Genomic DNA, 18,902 nt, shown 5'->3' on the forward strand with positions numbered 1-18,902 from the left:
CAAGATCCGAGACCGGCGATGCGCATAACATCGTCGCGGTTGATGCGCATATTGTCCGCGAACTTTTTGCGGTTCCAATGATAGAAGACGGACATGTAGACGGCGAAATGGACAGATGTCATGTTATCGTCATCGCCGAAGACGTCACAAGAGCTTTTGAAGTGATGGATAAAGTTGGGCATGGTTACGTGTGTAAGGCTTGTTATGGGCCCAAAGCAACGGTAGAGTATCTTGAAAGTCCATGGCAATTTTTGGGGGATTTCCCCCATTTTTGGGGGAGTGGGTTTTTGGGGTGCTAACGCGAGTATTTCGTTTCATATTTATTTATCGTGTCTCTCAGTTGTTCGCCTATGTTGTCCACATAGACCAGGCCTTTGCGGCAAGCTTCCACTTCTGTAAAACCCACGGCGGATCGTCTCGGGCGCAACGCGTTTGACGGACGACGGGATGCGGGATAATCGTTCTGCCCGTTGTTGGTCCGTGTTGCCCAGGTGGATAATTTTTCGCTCGTGCGCGGCACTGGTCCGGCGTCGGTTGTTCGGGGCGCTTCGCGAGTTGTTCCCGTGCACTGGGTAAATGAGAATGTAGCGCCTGCGTGGTGGCCTGTGGAATAGTTTCGGGTTGTCCTCGAAACGCCTGCTGACAGTAGTCGATAAATGCCGGCGCGTTAATGTAACAGTATAGGCCAGAAGACCGTCCAGTGCCCGGTAAATATGCCGACAACACTTGTCGGTCCATGAGCTATGGCAAGGTGTTCTATAGAGTTGGTCAGCTTGCGTATAGCGCAGCAGGTGGCCTGTTAGTTGCAGCACGGTGGGCACGATCGGCGACCCTCTGATTAATTTCCTTGGCCGATGAAGTCTTACGTCGCCGAAGTCCCGACGATCCAAATATGAAACCAAATTTTCTTCAAGGGTGCGAAAACCGGATGAATTAGCCATTTTGTTGAAAGTGCGCGGCAAAATCGCGTGAGACTAATAACTGTTAGGATTATTGAAGCAGTAGGGAACTCAATACAGTCATAAAAGTGCGAAAATACATATCTCCTAAATACCTAAAATTCCTGCGAAAAATGCCAGTTTCAGCATTTCACGATAAAATATACGCTAGTGCGTATATTCGAGTGCTATGGACAATGCCGCGCGGACAAAGTCGGTGCTTCGAACATTGGCACATTTGCTAGCCGCACAAATCCACGCGATACCAAAGCGAGCAGAAGAGCCAATAGATTTCCTAAAGCGACAAAAACGATTATTTCTATCAATTTTTCGTTAAAAAATAGGACGGTCAAAATGCCCAAAAATGGGTAAATTGACCGCGAAATAATAAAAGAATAATGACGATGGAGATATTGGGTAACGACAATCACAAGATTATTCAAGGAGATGCCTTAGAAACACTTAAGACTATCCCTGACAATTCAATAGACCTAATTTTTGCTGATCCTCCATATAATATAGGAAAAAACTTCAGCGGCCACTTGGACAAATGGGCGACTGAAGAAGACTATTTGAATTGGTGCTACATATGGCTTGACTTGTGTATTCAAAAACTAAAACCCAACGGCAGTTTCTATGTAATGACAGCCACTCAGTTTATGCCATTCTTCGATATTTATCTTCGAAAAAAATTAGACATTCTTTCGCGACTTGTTTGGTATTATGACAGTTCAGGTGTTCAAGCAAAAAAATATTATGGTTCAATGTATGAGCCGATTTTATTTTGCGTGAAAGATAAAAATAATTACACATTCAATACTAGTGACATTTTAGTGGAAGCCAAGACTGGTGCAAAACGTAAACTCATTGACTATCGTAAAGCTGTTCCTACAGTTTACAGTTCAGAAAAAGTCCCTGGAAATGTTTGGGAGTTTGCAAGAGTCCGTTATCGTATGGACGAATATGAGAATCACCCGACACAAAAACCAATAGCTTTACTTGAAAGAATTATCAAAGCAAGTTCCAACACAGGCGATTTAATTATGGACCCATTTTCAGGAACATTTACAACCTGCTTTGTCGCAAAAGAACTTGGCAGAAATTCCATTGGTATAGAACTACAAGATGAGTATGTAAAAATCGGTTTGCGGAGATTACAATTAGCCAAAGAGTTCAAAGGCGAAAAATTGCAAAAGGAAATTCGCACGTTTGAAACTGAGAAATTGGCGACTAATAACAACTTGAAATTATTTGAAGAGCCGAATGGAAAATATATTCACAGCAAATATTAAGTCGGTTTTAGGAAAGCACTTTGAGAAAAATGCTGATGATATTTTCGATAAGAGCCAACTAATCCAGTACATCAACGAAAAAACTCGTTCGGCAAATAAGGGTTCAAAATCCCGCTCAAGTTTTGCAAACCTGTACGCAATCTACGTTATCATAGAAGACTATATCGCTAATGGCTATGACCAAAAGGGCGACTATTCAAAGTATGAAGGTGCTTTGTTCAACAAACTTTTTGCAAGACAAAGGGAACTTCCTTTTGGTAGTAAGCTTCAAAATCACGCTTTGAATAATAGAATGAACTCGGAGTTCCAAAAGTATTTTCCAAGCTCAGAGTTTATTCCAATCCTTCGTAACCACGAAACAAATCGCTACTGGATAAATGAGAACCTTCTGAAGATAAATCTTGGCGAAACCAGTTTTAATATCGCAAAAGCCATCATCGAAATCATTGATGAATATGCGAAGACAAAGCAGGGCGCATTTCAACGATTTGTAAAATCGTGTGAGGAGTTGCAAGAAATTGATAAAACGACTCCGAAAAAAATTGAAGAGTTCGTAATTGGCTTACTTGCACCAAATATTGATGCCCGACTTTTTGAAATCGTCAGTTATTCCATTCTCAAATATTTCTATCACGAACAACAAATTATTTGGGGTTTTGAAATGGATAAACTCAACAGAGAAAATTTGAAATTATACAAGACGGGCAGAACAAATGCCAATGACGGTGGTATAGACTTTGTAATGAAACCACTTGGTCGATTTTTTCAGGTAACAGAAACGTTGGACTTCAAAAAGTACTTTCTCGATATTGACAAAATTCAAAAGTATCCAGTTACTTTTGTAATCAAATCAACCGAACCGACCACGGACTTATTAAAGAAGATTCGAGATAACGCAGGCAAAACGTATTCAATTAAAGCCATCGTTGATAAGTATATGGATTGCATTGAAGAAATCATAAATATTCCAACCATCAACGATAGATTTAACGATGCCGTTAAGCAGGGATATCTCAAAAGTATACTTGACGAGATTGTGACTCAAAGCAAAGTCGAGTTTAATTACGAGGACTTAAACGAAGAGGAAGAAGATTAGTAGCCAATAAATCACACTAATGCAAAAGCCGCTCATTAATGAGCCGAAAATTTTTGCGAACACATTTACTGGACAGTTGACAGACTTGATATTCGGAGAGCAGATTATTGAAGCGGTATATTTGGACCACTACTTACAGATAAGGGGTCAGTTCAGCTGCCGAATCGTGCATAGAGAACTCAGGATACAATTATAAAAGTGCGAAAATAGTTATCTTCCTAAATACCTAAGATTCCTGCGGGAAAGGACAGTTTCGGCACTTCATGACAAATAAAAGATATACGCTATTGCGTATATTCGAGTGTTGCCGGTAATTACATTGGAAGATGATCACAAATGAAATAAAGATTCGTTTGACGACTTTTGCGGAGAGAGTTGAGATGTTTTATGAAAGACGAGCAAGAATCTCGGAATCTATTTCTACGAATAAGACAAATTTCGACAGACATTTTTCGACACTTGGTCATTACCAGATAAAACTGGAAATGTGAGTTGGAGGGTAAGCGGAGGAAGAATGATATTCGGCCAGGCGGATTTGTACTATGAAGTTTCAATTGATAATCTATTTGACCTTTCAGGAGAACGAAGACGACAGTTTCGAGTTTTTGGAGAAGTATAGTGAATCCGTTTACAGAAGGACTCTACTCGAATTCAAAGATATGTAGAACGTAAATACTGCCAACCTGTAGCTCCATCGACATAGCTTAGCTAGCCTCCCGCAAAGTTCACCTGCAGCTGTTCACCTGGCTGAAGCGTGATTTCGCCCGTCTTTCAGTTTGTCGCTCCGTCAGCAGTTTATTATTTAGGTAGGGCTTGAGCATTGTTCAAGCTCAAAACAGTGTTTAAAAGTAGTATTGATCACGGTAATAAATGTTTCATATTCTCAGTGGAAAAAATGCCGCTAACACGCGCTTATGGTTTTATCTTTTTGCGGTCGTTCTCCGTCTCATGAAGATGTTGAAAACGTGGTATATTCTTACATGGCTACACGCCGGTACGTCCGCAGGATGAACGAAATTCTCTATCTTCGTAGCTGTCTATCCAACGTGCTATGAGCTTTAATCGATTTGCGGCAGCTGTATTGTGCCTTACGGTGTTGTTATGTGCCATTGACCGTCATGCCGTCAATGCCCAGACCCTTGACAAGACTTTTAATACCAACTTCAAACAACTCAACTTCGACGGCGTAATCCGCGATGTCGTCTTTCTGCCGGACAACAAAATGATGCTTGCCGGAGACTTTCCTTACATCGACGATACGCGTGTCTACGGCCTCGCCCGGTTGAATGCAGACGGTTCCGTCGACAAAACCTTTGCCAATCTGGGCCCGGTGGATGCCAGCCAGGAGAAGATCGCAAAGATCGCCGTGCAGCCGGATGGAAAAGTGCTCGTGGCGGGAGTATTTCGGGAGCGAACGACAAAGACCGTGATCCGTGGCGTTTATCGGTATAACACCGATGGCTCCCTGGATGCCGGGTTCAGGACCACGCTGCCCGACAACTGCAGCTCGGAAGCCATGGTGTTGCAACCCGACGGGAAGATTGTGATATCGGTGAGTTATCAGAATACGAATGGCCCATGGAAATATGGAGTGGTGCGACTTAATGCCGATGGTAGCCAGGACAACACCTTTCAGTGCGCGCTGCTGTCGGAGCAGAGCATTCTCGACCTCGCGCTCGAGCCGGATGGCCAGGTGGTAGTAGCCGGTGGTTTGGCATCTGGTATAAGCACCGCCCTGATAAAACGATACAATGCCGACGGTTCTCCCGACGCGGCGTTTAACGAGAATGCGCAAGTAACGGATATTGATCCCTATGCCAACGTTTCCAACATCGACCTGCTGCCTGACGGCAGCTTCCTGATCAGCGGCCGGTTTGAACACTGCAACGGTGTGGCCCGCGACGGGATGGCCAAGATTGACGCAGACGGCAGGGTTATTGCCGGTTTCGTGCCGGGCTATACCCGTCAAACAGGGATGTTTCACCAGGCGGTGCGTGCCAATGGAAATATTGTCGTTTGCGCGTCCGCGCTTGAATCGCGGGTCGGTGGACAAAGACTCTTCAGCGTTCTCCTCGAGCTCAACCCCGATGGAAGCGTATATAATACCTTTCCCGGACTGTCCGATCAAACGGATGGGGCGATGGCATGGATCAACGGTGCCTACGTTGCTCCGGATGGAAAGTATATTTTGAAATGCAATGGCGATGTGGCGGGCGTGCCGGTACGGGGTATTACACGCATCTCGCCGGACGGTACATTCGACCACAGTTTCCGGCTTCGCAGCGGCACCAACTATACTACCTCGGCCGCGGTATACGACTTTGTGGTGCAGCCCGATAAAAAAATTATCGTGATCGGTGATTTCAACTTTGTAAATAATCTGTCGCGGAATTATGTCGCGCGGTTAAAGTACGACGGGAGTGTTGACGAAACCTTCGATCCGGGGACCGGCCTGAGCGGCCGGCCGCGCGACGTGCTGTTACAGCCGGATGGCAAGATCCTGGTGGCCGGGGACTTTCTGTTTGCCAATCAAAAATTACGAAAGGGGCTGGTGCGGTTCCATCCGGATGGTCGGGTGGACGAAGGCTTTCAGGTGTCGTTTGCACCCTATACAGAAGTCTTTGCGATTGCCCGGCAGCCCGACGGCAAGGTGATTGTAAAAGGTGTTTTTCCGAACTACGGTACAGGTATACGGCTCATCCGGCTGAACACGGACGGCACCCCCGATGTTACCTTCGCCCCCGCGGAATTGGAATATATCATGATCGCGAAGCCGCCAACGGCGGATGATTATTTTTACCCGACGATGTACCCGATTGCCGTACAACCCGACGGCAAGATTGTGACAGAGCATTTTCGCTTTAACGCCGACGGTACACCCGATGCGAGCTTCACGCCATCGTCCCGATCGTATTTCGTAGCGCTGCTTCCGGATGGGAAAATGCTCATGCGCGGCCTCGAAGATCACAACTTGTTTACGGGCTTGTGCCGTGTACAGGCCAATGGCGCATTGGACATTGCCTTCGATCCGATTACCGCGGAAGATTATTTCACGGCCGTGTACGTGCAGCCGGACGGACGGATAGTGACCAGCAAACAATACAACGGGATTACGACGACGCCGATCTATACGCGGCGACTGACACGCGAGGGCCAGGTGGACCCTACCTTTTATGAAGGGGTGGAGACAAACAGGATTGTGCAGCCTGAGCGCCGCACGATCGGTATGCACGACGATGACCTGATCCTGATGGCAGGATTTAAAGCCGGTTCGAACGGTCCCATCGAACGGATAAAAATAGATACACGTTCTGCCCAGCAGATCACGGCGACGGGCTTGCCGGCGGTGTGGGATTTTAACGGAGAAGCAGAGGCTATTGCACTGCCAACCACCAGCACAGCCGGGTTACCGTTAACCTACGAGGTAGTCAGTGGCCCGGCCACGGTGACGGGCAACATGCTGACGATACAAGGCACGGGCACAGTCGAAGTACGACTGCTGCAAACGGGCAACGCCGTCTACTACGCGGCGACACCGGTTGTTTACAGGGTTATTTCCGCCCGAAGGCAGACCATCGATTTTACTGCGCCCGCAGACCACGTATTTACGGGCGCTCCCGCCGCGGTGACACTCACCGCGACGGCCAGCAGTGGCCTCACCGTTACGTTCAACGTCGTCGCAGGGCCGGCCACGGTGGCCGGCAATATCCTGACGATTACCGGCACCGGAGCCATTTCGGTGCGGGCCCGGCAACCCGGCGACACGGAATACTTTGCCGCGGACAGTGTCGTGCGCGTGTTTTCGTCCAGGCGGCAGCAGACCATTACCTTCGACGCGGTGGTGCCCATGCCGGTTTCAGATGGCTCGCAAATGCTTACAGCAGCCACGACGTCTGGCCTGCCCGTGTCATTGTCGGTAGTGGCGGGCGGTGCCTCGGTCAATGGAAGTACATTGACCCTGAAAGCGGCAGGCCCCGTCACCGTTCAGGCAAAGCAAGCTGGCAACGATCACTATCTGCCTGCGGAGCCCGTGGAGCAAACGTTCTGCATCAATCCCGATGCGCCGCGTGTGACGATCCATACGAGCTCCCTCACGGCAATGGGTACCGGATCATTTCAATGGTTTAGGAACGGTGATGAGATAGAAGGTGCTGTGAACGCATCGATTGATATTGACGCACCCGGCGCATATACAGTGCAGGTAACGGTGGACGGATGTACCTCCGATTTTTCGATGGGCGTTACCGTAACGGACGTTATCGAAGAATCGGCTTCTTCCGTGGTTGTATTTCCCAATCCTGCGACAAACCGTCTTTTCATTCAGGCCGATCATTTACCGCCGGCTACCCGCGTCAGCCTGTACAGCCTGGATGGAGTCGAGCTATACTCGCAACCGTTGAGCGCCTTGCACGACGGTCACCTGGCGGTAGGCGCTTTGCCGCGCGGTATATATGTGCTGATCTTCACCCACGCCGGAGATACTCATCGAATGACGGTTGTTTTGGAATAGCGAGCATAAAAAAAGCCACTTCAAACGAAGCGACCGTTTGAACCAGAATGAATGAGATGAAATCAATATTAGAAAGATTAAGATTAGTTGATCATTTGACTATCGAAATGCCCATAGAAAAAAGGGATTTTATTGACAAGTTGACACGTAATGTTGATCAAGGTGATATTGGGATCTTTCTTTCACCTTTTGAAGCGTTTAGTTCCAGTAAGAACGAATACAGAGGGACAGTGACTTTCGATTCTTTCAAAATTAGAAGGAGAAGAAGGCTCTTTGATATGAACATGAGTTTGGCAGTGGCCGAGGGAAGTTTTACACAGAAAGACAACATTCTGGTTGTTGAGGCAACGATAAGGGGATTCCGAAGGATTTTTATTCCCTTCTTCCTTTTTATAGCGTGCTGTTATGTCGCTTTCATTATTTCTTTCATTGTCTCGGATACATCAGGGAATATGGGGTGGTTCTTCATACCATTCATTTTTATTCATGCCACATTGATGCTTGGAATCCCTTATTATATAATGAGGAGGGGCGTGTCGAGAATGAAGTATGAATTGGAGCGCGATTTCTATTATATCACCAGGTAGCCAACGCCCTACAATGCCATATATATAGCCCGATGGCTATTTATTGTAATAATAGCCAGAATCACCTGGGCGAGATAGCTGTCGCCAAGCAACTCGCTGCCAAAAATTAATGTTTAGCGCGATTAAATATTTCTCCCCGTGGCACGTTCATGACGGCGGCCGCAATAAGAATGAGTGCGACGCCACTCCATTGAAGCGGGTTGACAGTTTCATCCAGCAGCAGGTTAGCCGTGATAACCGACACCGGTATTTCGATGGATGCGATGATAGCCCCCAGTCCCATCCCCGTGAGGGGCATCCCTCGCGTGAATAGCAAGGGCGGAAGGATTGTACCGAACAACGCTATGAGGGGGCCCCAGTGTAGGAATATCCGGTAAGAGAACTGCGAATGAATAGCGGAATGAAAGACCAGTAAGATGACAATCAACCCGCCGAGGATCATGTACATGCTTCTTTTTAACGGAGGGTAGGAAAGTGCAATGTGATTGGAGGAATACAGCGTCGCTGTATAACAAAGAGCGGCCAGTAGACCATACGCCAGTCCTGTCTTATTAATATGAACCGCCTGCGTGGACATTCCGGTAGCCAGTATTGTGCCTCCCATAACGAGGATAACAGATAGTAGCTTTACCTTTCCAGGTAGCCTTTTCTGTACCATCGTCTCCAGGGCTACGCCCATCCATACCGACTGGATCAACAGTACAATAGCGACACTCACGGCGATGTAGTGGACCGCCATGTAATAGAAAATACTGGTTAGTCCAAGCGATATCCCGCCGGCCATCAACCGGAGATTGGTTTTAAAACTGGAAATGACACGAACAGGCGCCGGCACAGCCCTGCGGAACAGATTCAATAGAAACAGTGTAGCAGCGCCGATACAAAACTGCGCTATCGTTACTTCTGCGGTACTAAAGCCTTCATGGTACGCCATCTTCACGTAGGTACCGAGCGTGCCATAGCAGCATGCACCCAGTCCAACCAGCAGACTTCCTTTGATAACATCGCTCTTCATACCAGGCTCAACTCGTGTTCCATCAGATTTTGTGCCTGGCGGTGCGATCCAATTTCGCGAATGCGAATGTTCCGGTCGCCATGAACAGTTTTCCAATGTTCCACAAATAATCCAGTCAGCTCCCTGCTTTGAGAATGGGATATTCTCGCGCTCCCGTTAATTAACAGTACCTTTTTCATGCTTTTTTTATGCAAAGCTATCCGCATGCTGGAATATATTTGTGTGCCAGATTGCACAAACAATACAGCCCAGAGGCTATCCTATAAAACGCTCATCCACAGTACAGCCCTGGCAACTACTACTTAGTGAGCCTTAAACAAATTGGACAGGAATGCAGATTACAGCTGCCGAATCGTGCATAGGGAACGCAGGAAACAATCATAAAAGTGGGAAACTAAATATCCTCCTAAATACCTGAAAATTCTTTGGAAAAGAGCAGTTTCAGCACTTCATAGCAAATAAAAAACATACGCTATTGCGTATATTCGAGGGTTAGCAACAATTATTAAACCAAGACTTTATTAATGACCACAAGGATTATACTGACAATATCCATTTTGACATTGAATTATGTCAATTCATTTTCTCAGACAACTAAGGAGAAAATTGATAGAATGACAATCTCTTATTATGGTGACTCTTTAATTACGCAACAATATGAGCTAATCGTTAAAAGTAAAAGAGTTTATTTCATCACACCACATGCAAGCTATTTGCATAGTAAGGGTGAAAAGTATAAGAGACCTATCAAGTTTAACAAAGAAGAGAAAGAAAAAATATTCAGTCAAATTGGCAAATTATCATGGACTGGTCTTGAACAGAATAAGGACAGATCAAATGGAAAGAGGTACTATAGCGTGAATGTATATAAAGAAGATCGTTTGATAGACAACTACAAAGTTTCTGAAGAGCTATTACCATCAGACTTTAAGACCCTTTATGACGCCATAAGTAGTGGGAAATAACGGTTGCTAACAAAGATGATAACACAAACATCATAAGGAGCAAGAATTTTATCATAGTCAGACTTAATGTCCAATCATTTCCTGTTTTGATTTTCGGATGACTACTAGAAACAAAATGACCATTATGGATAGCGATACGGCCTGAACGATAGCAAAGCTTGATCCCAACAGGGATGAGTTGCCGGCAGCCGCATACATTTTTGTTAGATTTGCCTGACTTGAGCCGTGTAAAATCATGGCCAGCAAAACGCTCCCGCGTGTGTTTTTGAATATCCAGCTCAGTAGGACAGAAATTCCAATCGCAAAGAAAGACCATGCCGTTACTACAAGGACTACTTGTGTTACTGAACCGGTAGTCGCCCAGGAAGAGGTAACCCAGAGCGGATAATGCCAAATACTCCAAACGATGCCCACAAGCAAAGAGGACTTGATCCACGGATGCATGGACAATATTCTGGGAAGCATAAAACCGCGCCAGCCAAGCTCTTCGGTAATATAGTATGCTGCGCTAATGAATGCGATCTGTAGCCAACTGGAGAGATAGCCACTTACTGTTGGAAATGCCAGTGCTGTACCGGTAAGTTGCGCCCACAAGAATAATCCAAGCCATTGTGGGATAACGGGTAACATAAGTGCCCATAGATACCAACGTAACGAAACTTTGCACGTAGCAAGCTTACTAAAAAGATCCTTTAGTCCGGACGTGCCCCGATACATCAGGGTAACAATAATGGCTGAAATCATAGGCCCCGTGCCGTACAACAAGCTCAGACTTCCAGTCGCATTTTTGAATGATTTAATATCTCCGTTCGTAAAGCCTGGCGGTAGTTGCGCTAGTATGAGTAGTACAACCGGCCAGGATATAACCATGGATATAATCAGGAAAACTGTCAACTCCTTTGTTAAAAATTGCTTCTGCCCGGATATGGTATAAGCAGGTATTTCAGATGTTATATTCATATATTAACTGACTTCATTGAGTAGCGCCAGGCCTCGGCCATCGCCGACTTGGCAGCACCTTTTGGATACCGGCAATCATCCATGTTTGGAGATCAGCAAGGATAGGCACGGTGCAAATCGACCTTCTTTATTTACGTTTTTTTGATGGGATAGTGCCGAAGTACAAAATACTCGGAGCGTCTGAGCGGGCTGTAGCGATGTCAGGCATTCCGTCTTCGTTAAAATCGCTCACGGCGAACCCATACACAGTACCCTTTGAATCGCCAAAAGAGATGGAGGTAAAGCTGCTTCCCGTACCGTCGTTGAAAAATACCGTGGACGGCGCCTTTTTGTGTCCTACAATCATATCAATCTTTTTGTCCCCATTCAGATCGGCTATTGCCAGTGCATAGGGAACTACCGTTGCATCAGCCAGGGAAATGCCTTCGGAAAAGGTTTGATCTTTTAGTCCGAAATAGAGCGCGACTCCCTTTTTTTCGTCTATGACGACTATGTCATGGATACCGTCGCCGTTAAAATCTGCCGCGAGTGCCGTACGAATCATCGCGTCAGAGGCCCCGAAGGGAATACGTCGCGTCTCCGGGAAAACCGTATCAGCGCTGCCGAGGTATACGTAGCTCTGGCCACCGTCACGATGGGGCGCAACAAGGTCGATAAAGCCATCATGGTCAATGTCCGCGGGAGATATGGTCGTCGCAGGGTAGGGAGCAAACGCAAGGCAAGGAGCATTAAACTCTCCTTTTCCGCTGTTGAAGCAGATGTAATTGGATGTTTTTCCCGGAGCACCCCTGTTCGCCAGAATGAGATCTGCCAATCCATCACCATTGATATCAGCAATGGACAAATTCCGTGTGTCCCATTCAGGGCGCCCGAATTCAGACGCATGAGTAAAATTACCTTTCCCGTCATTGGTATAAATCAGTTTCCGATCTGGAGCATCATTGCTGATAGCAATATCGGGGAAACCATCCCCGTTAAAATCAGCCACACCGCCGGTGTAGGAACGGTCTGCAATCTCCCCGAGAGCATAAGCCCTTCGTATCCCGCCGGACCCATCACCAAGCAGGACTCGGTCAACCCTGGGCCAATGCCTTCCTTTCACCAGGAGAATGTCAAGGTGACCATCGCCGTCGAAATCGGCAAAGCTTACATTGGCCGTTGTATCAGCTGCCGCGTCCAGCGGTAAAGATCGATCGAAGTCGGGAAAATCATGGAGTTGCTTACCCTTTTTTTCCTGCTTCTGATGAGAGGTAGAAATGTTCTCCTGAGCAAGAGCTTTCTGAGTCAGAGTACCTGCCAGGCACACAATTAAAAGGTAAATTTTCATGACATGTAGTAAGAGGATCTGTTTTGCTACTCCTACAGAAGGTTTGTAAAAGTCGCAGATACATGAAAGATAGTTTATTTATTCTCAAATACCATTGGTTGTTAGGCGCTCGACCCCATGAACATGCGGTATTCCAACCTTTTACAACCGAGGCACGTCTGAGCCGATTGCCCTGCGCTATCTCCAGCACGTATACCGCTTTGTAAAAAAGTAACGCGTCCGGAAAATCCCGGATAAAGGATCCTATCGTTTAGGCTGTTGATGTACGAGCCATCTCCAAATGGGTATGTTGGTGGACGAATCGGCCGCGACCAAATCGGGTACAATGATTTAGTATTGGTACCTACACTATAAACATCAATGCTATGTCAATACTATCATTTAACTCAGATTCAGACCAACCGGCGCTTACGAAATTCTTCGTCGACGAATTGTCGGATGTATTGAATGCCGAAAAGCAACTGACAAAGGCCCTGCCGCAATTGGAAATGGCCGCTACATCGCCTGATTTGGCGAAGGCATTTGCCGAGCACCTGAAAGTGACGCAGAACCAGATTGCGCGTCTGGAGCGTGTCTTTAAAATAATCGGTATGTCGCCGAAGGATAAGAAATGCAAGGGCATGGAAGGCCTCATTGCAGAAGGCCAGGCGGTCATTAAAGATACGGAAGACGGTTCAGCGACGCGCGATGTTGGTTTGATTGTTGCCGCCCAGAAGGTCGAGCACTACGAGATTGCCGCATACGGAAGTCTCCGCCAACTTGCCAAAATGACCGAGAAGGCCGAGATAGCGCAACTTCTCGAGGAAACGTTGCAAGAGGAAAAAGAAACCGATATGTTATTATCCAACCTGGCAGAAAGCTTCATCAATGAGGATGCCAAACAGGTGGACGGTTAACCCGACAAGCAGCGGAGGGCAACCTTCGCTGCTTTTTTTGCTTCGCACAAGCAACTGCCAAGCTAGTTCAATAATAAGCCTGTAATCTGCGAGGCTCTGAAGTGTATCTATTTGTTTTTTGCGTATTTGTATATAAAAAAATATATACTACATTCGCCAGTAACCCCTGGTGTATATGAAAACCGTTTGTATAATCGTTGGCTATATCCTGGCCTTGACCACAACGTGCGCGCAGAGCATTTCGCTGACCGATTTCCTTATTTTTCCAAGGCTTGATAGCACACATTGGTATCACGACCAGAAACGGATAAATTCGAATTATGACGGTGCAGGCGCCTGCGAGACATGTTTTACCACGACCGAGGATTCGGTGAGGAACACGTATTGCATTCAAACGGCGTTTGGGCATGCGCGGTTGGATACGTCCTTCAACAATGCCTCGTCTGAGCGCCTGCAAGGAAAATGGACCGCGGTGAAAGCGGGGGCCTTCGAGGTATTGGACAGCACGTCTGATTCGATGGATAGATTTGTGCGGAATATTCGCGTACTGGACGATCAAAAGGCACCAGCGGGATTCATCGAGTTTACAGGCAACAAGGTTCACGTCGATCTCACTACCACGCATGGCCGACAGCGGGATCGCGGACGTTATATGATCCGAAACAAACAGTTTATGCTCGCCCGGAAATTCATAGGCCGCGCGTGTTCTCCAACGATAATCGGCATTACCCCGAACGGCCTTTTAGTGATGGACGTTCACGCATACGGGATGCGCATAAAGATGGACAAGTACTTTGTGTTCACATCCCGAATAACCCGGCTGATCTTGCAGCGGGAAGGTTTACAAACTGTTTCCAGCGTACCGTAGTGGTTGCCTGCACCCCTTATTCGTCTTTCATTTCTGTTTCCTCTCCTTCTGCGGTATCATCGCCCTCGTCCTGGGGTCTGATTTTATCGAATGATGGTTCGAGTGTAACCTTTCCTGTGCGATCGATAATGCCCCATTCCCCTTTCATTTTGACGGTTGCGTAACCGTTATGGAAGGCTTCTGCTGATTGGAACGTTGGTTCTACTACCCATTTTCCGGTGCGATCCATGTACCCCCAAAGAGTGCCTTTCTTTACACGGCAAACGCCCTCAGAGAATGGGAGGACATTCTCGAAATCGGCTTGAATGACCCACTTGCCGGCCTTGTCGACGACACCCCAGTAGAAACGCTCTCGTCTGGTGCGACAAAGACCGTCGACAAACTGACCCAGGTAATCAAACTTAGGCTCGACAATCCATTGCCCTTGCTTGCCGACGATTCCCCACCGGCCGTCGAGTCGGGCAGTCGTGACGCTGTCTGAAAAAGGTTTTAGAACATCAAATGCGAGCGAGCCCACCGGCATGCCTTGCGTGTCGATCAGTGCCCAACGACCTCCCTTGGTCTCGATTGATGCAAAGCCTTCTCGAAAATTTATAGCGTGATTGTAAATAGGAGGGATCACCCAGTGGCCGGTCTTGTCGATATAACCCCATTTGCCTTTGGAACGGGCCATAGCCAGCCCGTCGTGGAAATCACGCAGGCCGCCAAACGTCGGCAGAATAACCCACTGCCCGTTCTTATCAATAAACCCCCAGTCGCCGCTTCGTGTCTGCGCGAGAGCCAGGCCATTGTCGGCAAACTTGCCGATCTCGGCGAATTCGCGGCGGCCAACCCATTGACCTTTTGTGTTGATCAGTCCGTACGTTATTTTCCTTGTTTCTTTGTCCATGATTCCCACGCGGGCGACCTCTCCTTCAAAATTGTAAGCTTTGTCGAATCGGAATCCCGTGACGATCCTTTTGTCTTTGTCTATATAACTCCATTGTCCGCTCTTTTTTATCCGGGCGTAACCATTGTTAAAGGCCTCCGCATCGTCAAAGGTCGCGGGAATGATCCATTGGCCTGTATGGTCTATAAAACCGTAGGAGCCCTTCGCCTTCGCGGCAAATAGATTTTGACCGAAGACATCTGAAAGCGCTGTCGCGGCCAGGACAAAGCAAAACCATTTTTTCATCTGAATACTCGTATAGGTTGGTGCCAACGGAATGGTCCAACGGAGAGGCCATTGCTTGTTGTCGGTTAAAGGTAGTGATTTTCAAGAGTATGTAGATGATCCCGAATACCCAAAGCACCAGGAGCACCAGCCCCACGTAGTTCACGAAGAAAAGGAAAGGCACGATCGTGAAAATAGTCGTACGTAGTACTCCCTACTGTACAGTCAGTCCCGCGTCTGCGAAGACTTTCGGCAGGTTGCCACTGTCCAGGTCAGTCGCTACTATCGTTCCATCGGCGTTTGCCTGGAAAAGCGTAGGATAGATGGTGATCAAGCCATACCGGGCAGGGCGTGTTTCCTTGTCGAAGATGATCCTGGCGGTGTCGATGCCGAATTTGTGGGCGGCCAGCATATAATACCGTTTGCTCGTGCCACTGACTACCGTGGTGAGCTTTTCGCGTTCGTCGTGCCGGGCGGTATATTTCAGGGCGGCCTCGATGCAGCTGCCGCAGCCGTGTGTGGGGATCACCAACAGCATTTTTTCTGTTACGGGGTGCACCTTCAACTCGGCCGTGAGTTGCGATAGTTTTTCTTCCTGCAACAGGACCTGGTGGTTGCGCATGAAGTTCTTAGCCTGTACGGATGCACTGTCTTGTTTTGAGGCTTCACGGACGCCTATGGACTGCTCTGAGCGTGGGCCGCAGGCAACGGCGATTGTGAGCACACACAGGGCCGCGAGCCAGCTATTGCAGGCTCGCCGGGCGGAAGATCTCGAATTGTATTTTGCGCTCATCGTTTTCGGGGTTCTTCGGGTGACTACGCGGGATCAGCAGGCCCTGGCGGGTGGGGATAAAGTTAGGGAAATAGGTGTGGTCGTTGAGGCGGATTTCGCCGCAACGTTTGAAGTTTTCGTCCAGGATGATTACCGTCAACGGTCTGTCATGAAAGTCGTGACGATTACCCAGCGAGTCCGCGATCGGTATCGCTTCGCTGAATACGGAAAAGTACAGATGGTCATAGGGGCTGTAATACACGCCCAAATAGCTGTGTTGCTGAAAATCGTGGAAATCGTCGTCCAGCTCCCATGCCCCCTGCGCCGTGGAGTCGGGCGTGATCGGCCTGTCCTGATACTGGCTCTTCATCGGGATCACCGTGGTGCTGTCGGTTTTCATGTTATAGTTATAAAGGTCCGGCAGCGAAGGAAAACGAACCACGATATTGTCGTTGTGCCCGAATGTAAATGTCGGGGTGAATTCGCGAAAGATATAGTTACGAAAGACTTCCGGGTATGCGGGTCCGTATTCCTGGTGCTCTCCGGTCTTCAGATTATAACGCACCAGAGCTTTATGCCCCATCTGTTCGCGGTTATCTCCGAAAGCCATGAAGGAGAAATAGGCATAGCCGTCGCGTATGGTGAAGGGTGATGCCAAATGCGCCATCCAGGAGGTCCGGGGTTCGCGCGTTATTATCGGGTAACGTTTTAATACTTCACCGTTGTAATTTACCAGGAGTATTTGCGGCGTACCGACAGAGTATACCATGTCGCCTTCCGAATACACATAGATCGAATCCAACGACTGAACATACAGCTTCTTGGCAAACTTTAGACCGTTCACGCCCTTCTCCGGAAAGATGGTTCGCTTGACGAGTTTTGCTTTACCTAAGTCATAAAAGTCGATACCATTGACATAATCGTTGCCGTCTATGTACCACTCGGCGGTATCGTTGGCATAATGGATGGGGTATACGCTGTAGTTGATGGTAGTCGAGTCGATCGGGATGGTGATGATGCCCCCGGATACCAGGGTGCAGGTGTCAGTGGGTTGTGTAGATTGCTCGGCGGGTGCGCAGTACTGGAATAAACAGCTTGTCAGGAAGAGAAGGCCCAGGCGGGCTCCGGGAGTAAATTTCATAAGGCGTTTCAGGTAAAGGATAGAATTCAGGAAGTTAAACGGGTTTATGAATATACTTATTGCCCATGGGGTAGAAAAGGATCGGGGCCAACAAAAAAAAGCCACTTCAAATGAAGCGGCCTTTTCCCAGGAGAGAGGGTCTCTTGTTTCGAGGGGTCTCTTGTACAGAGAGGGTCTATCCGATAAAAGCAAACTGATTTTCAAACATAGGGCCAACCAGCGGAATGGGCTTCTTCTGCTCATTCACAGCGTTGATGATCCCGAATACCCAAAGCACCAGGAGCACCAGCCCCACGTAGTTCAGGAAGAATAGCAAAGGCACGATCGTGACGACAATCGTAGTCGCCACATTGACAACAACCGCCAATAGAAAGAAACCGAAGCCCTGTTTTAAGTGGTAGGTCACCAGCTCGTCTTTGGGCTTCTTGTCGTTGTTCTGAATGAGCGCGATGACCCAGCCGATGATGGTTATGTAGCTTAAGATTGCAAGTGTTTTGTTGCTCATAGTAGTGTGGTTTGTTGGCCTTATTAATCTATGGGGCAAACATAGGCACTCCCGGAACGGCGGAAAATAGGCGCTGTGCGGACGGTGGGGTTCGCTTGGTATCGGACGGGTTTCAGTCCCTATCCGTTTTTCAGGGATTGCCGTCTTCGGTCATTAATTTGAAGAATGCCTCCTTTTTGGCCCGTGAAATGGGCACCGTAGCCTTGTCTTTCATTTGGATCAGTCCTTCTTTCGAGTAGCTCTGAATGTAGTGCACGTTGATCAGGTGGGATTGGTGCACCCGGAAGAACAGGGGAGGCAACAGGATGTCTTCGTAGTTTTTTAACGGCTTCGAGACAATGATTTTCCGGCCGTCGGCCAGCAGGAACGTTGTATAGGAACCGGACGTCTCACAGCGTACAATCTGATCGACCTTCACCACGTGCATGGCCTCCAGGGTAGGAAGGACCAGCCGCTCCGGAGTCTTCTGGAGGTTGTCTTGTAGCTCTTGTAATTGCTGCTCGCCCACCATTTTTTGCTGGATGTCCTTGATCCTGTCGATGGACAATTTGAGCTCCTCCTGGTCAATGGGCTTGAGCAGGTAGTCGATGGCGCTGTATTTAAACGCGCGGATGGCGTGTTCTTCATATGCGGTGGTGAAGATGAGGTGGAAGCCCCGGTAGTCAATCCGTTGCAGCACGTCGAACCCGGTGCCGTCTTTCAGCATGATGTCCAGAAACACCAGGTCGGGCTTGAGCCGGTTGATCAGCTTGACGGCGTCGTCCGCATGTTCGGCATAGCCCACCACCTGCACCTGGTCGTCGGCGACCATCTCCAGCAAAATGGAAAGGGCCTCCCGCAGGCGGTGCTCGTCTTCGATTATGACTGCTTTATACAT

At 47.9% G+C, this 18,902-nt stretch carries 16 protein-coding genes; 7 read left to right on the plus strand and 9 right to left on the minus strand.

Going from position 1 to position 18,902, the window contains the following annotated elements:
- A partial coding sequence (locus tag KK062_RS28190) for a hypothetical protein (RefSeq protein WP_254087734.1) occupies positions 1-182 on the minus strand: 182 nt, incomplete at its 3' end.
- A 1,160-nt stretch (positions 183-1,342) separates the two neighbouring features.
- On the opposite strand from KK062_RS28190, the gene yhdJ reads away from it, so the two are divergent.
- From yhdJ to KK062_RS28210, 4 genes are all read left to right on the plus strand, one after another.
- On the plus strand, positions 1,343-2,230 hold the full coding sequence (gene yhdJ, locus KK062_RS28195; RefSeq protein WP_254087735.1) for an adenine-specific DNA-methyltransferase: 888 nt from the start codon (positions 1,343-1,345) through the stop codon (positions 2,228-2,230).
- Complete coding sequence (locus KK062_RS28200) at positions 2,202-3,326, plus strand: hypothetical protein (RefSeq protein WP_254087736.1); 1,125 nt, start codon at positions 2,202-2,204, stop codon at positions 3,324-3,326. The genes yhdJ and KK062_RS28200 overlap by 29 nt, the downstream gene beginning before the upstream one ends.
- 1,051 nt (positions 3,327-4,377) lie before the next feature.
- Complete coding sequence (locus KK062_RS28205) at positions 4,378-7,836, plus strand: T9SS type A sorting domain-containing protein (RefSeq protein ID WP_254087737.1); 3,459 nt, start codon at positions 4,378-4,380, stop codon at positions 7,834-7,836.
- 56 nt (positions 7,837-7,892) lie between these two features.
- Positions 7,893-8,423: a hypothetical protein gene (locus KK062_RS28210; RefSeq protein WP_254087738.1), complete on the plus strand. Its 531-nt coding sequence runs from the start codon at positions 7,893-7,895 to the stop codon at positions 8,421-8,423.
- Positions 8,424-8,529: 106 nt separating this feature from the next.
- On the opposite strand, the gene KK062_RS28215 is transcribed toward KK062_RS28210, so the two are convergent.
- Positions 8,530-9,438 (minus strand): EamA family transporter, encoded by a 909-nt coding sequence (locus KK062_RS28215; protein ID WP_254087739.1) that lies wholly within the window; start codon positions 9,436-9,438, stop codon positions 8,530-8,532.
- Positions 9,439-10,052: 614 nt separating this feature from the next.
- Here KK062_RS28215 and KK062_RS28220 point away from each other — a divergent pair.
- Complete coding sequence (locus KK062_RS28220; RefSeq protein ID WP_254087740.1) at positions 10,053-10,403, plus strand: hypothetical protein; 351 nt, start codon at positions 10,053-10,055, stop codon at positions 10,401-10,403.
- 63 nt (positions 10,404-10,466) lie between these two features.
- On the opposite strand, the gene KK062_RS28225 is transcribed toward KK062_RS28220, so the two are convergent.
- Positions 10,467-11,363, minus strand: coding sequence for a CPBP family intramembrane glutamic endopeptidase (locus KK062_RS28225; protein ID WP_254087741.1), 897 nt, complete (start codon positions 11,361-11,363; stop codon positions 10,467-10,469).
- A gap of 127 nt (positions 11,364-11,490) precedes the next feature.
- On the minus strand, positions 11,491-12,690 hold the full coding sequence (locus KK062_RS28230) for an FG-GAP repeat domain-containing protein (RefSeq protein WP_254087742.1): 1,200 nt from the start codon (positions 12,688-12,690) through the stop codon (positions 11,491-11,493).
- A gap of 365 nt (positions 12,691-13,055) precedes the next feature.
- Here KK062_RS28230 and KK062_RS28235 point away from each other — a divergent pair, with 365 nt between their 5' ends.
- The gene (locus tag KK062_RS28235) at positions 13,056-13,586 is read left to right on the plus strand and encodes a YciE/YciF ferroxidase family protein (protein ID WP_254087743.1); all 531 of its coding nucleotides are present in this window, start codon (positions 13,056-13,058) and stop codon (positions 13,584-13,586) included.
- A gap of 175 nt (positions 13,587-13,761) precedes the next feature.
- Positions 13,762-14,454 (plus strand): hypothetical protein, encoded by a 693-nt coding sequence (locus KK062_RS28240; RefSeq protein ID WP_254087744.1) that lies wholly within the window; start codon positions 13,762-13,764, stop codon positions 14,452-14,454.
- Positions 14,455-14,470: 16 nt separating this feature from the next.
- Here the strand turns inward: KK062_RS28240 and KK062_RS28245 are convergent, their stop codons facing one another.
- The 5 genes from KK062_RS28245 to KK062_RS28265 all read right to left on the minus strand — a co-directional run bounded on the left by KK062_RS28245 (position 14,471) and on the right by KK062_RS28265 (position 18,902).
- A complete protein-coding gene (locus tag KK062_RS28245; RefSeq protein ID WP_254087745.1) occupies positions 14,471-15,628 on the minus strand; it encodes a WG repeat-containing protein in 1,158 nt (385 codons plus the stop codon).
- Positions 15,629-15,821: 193 nt separating this feature from the next.
- Complete coding sequence (locus KK062_RS28250; protein WP_254087746.1) at positions 15,822-16,400, minus strand: hypothetical protein; 579 nt, start codon at positions 16,398-16,400, stop codon at positions 15,822-15,824.
- Positions 16,351-17,520 (minus strand): DUF4221 family protein, encoded by a 1,170-nt coding sequence (locus tag KK062_RS28255; protein WP_254087747.1) that lies wholly within the window; start codon positions 17,518-17,520, stop codon positions 16,351-16,353. Before KK062_RS28255 ends, KK062_RS28250 begins: the two co-directional genes overlap by 50 nt.
- 175 nt (positions 17,521-17,695) lie before the next feature.
- Entirely contained in the window at positions 17,696-18,025 is a 330-nt protein-coding gene (locus KK062_RS28260; RefSeq protein WP_254087748.1) for a magnetosome magnetite crystal formation protein family, read from the minus strand.
- 130 nt (positions 18,026-18,155) lie between these two features.
- Positions 18,156-18,902 carry a LytR/AlgR family response regulator transcription factor gene (locus KK062_RS28265; RefSeq protein WP_254087749.1) on the minus strand — a complete coding sequence of 249 codons (747 nt, stop codon included), beginning with the start codon at positions 18,900-18,902 and terminating at the stop codon, positions 18,156-18,158.

This window comes from Dawidia cretensis (assembly GCF_018598175.1).
Taxonomy (GTDB): Bacteria; Bacteroidota; Bacteroidia; order Cytophagales; family Cyclobacteriaceae; genus Ohtaekwangia; species Ohtaekwangia cretensis.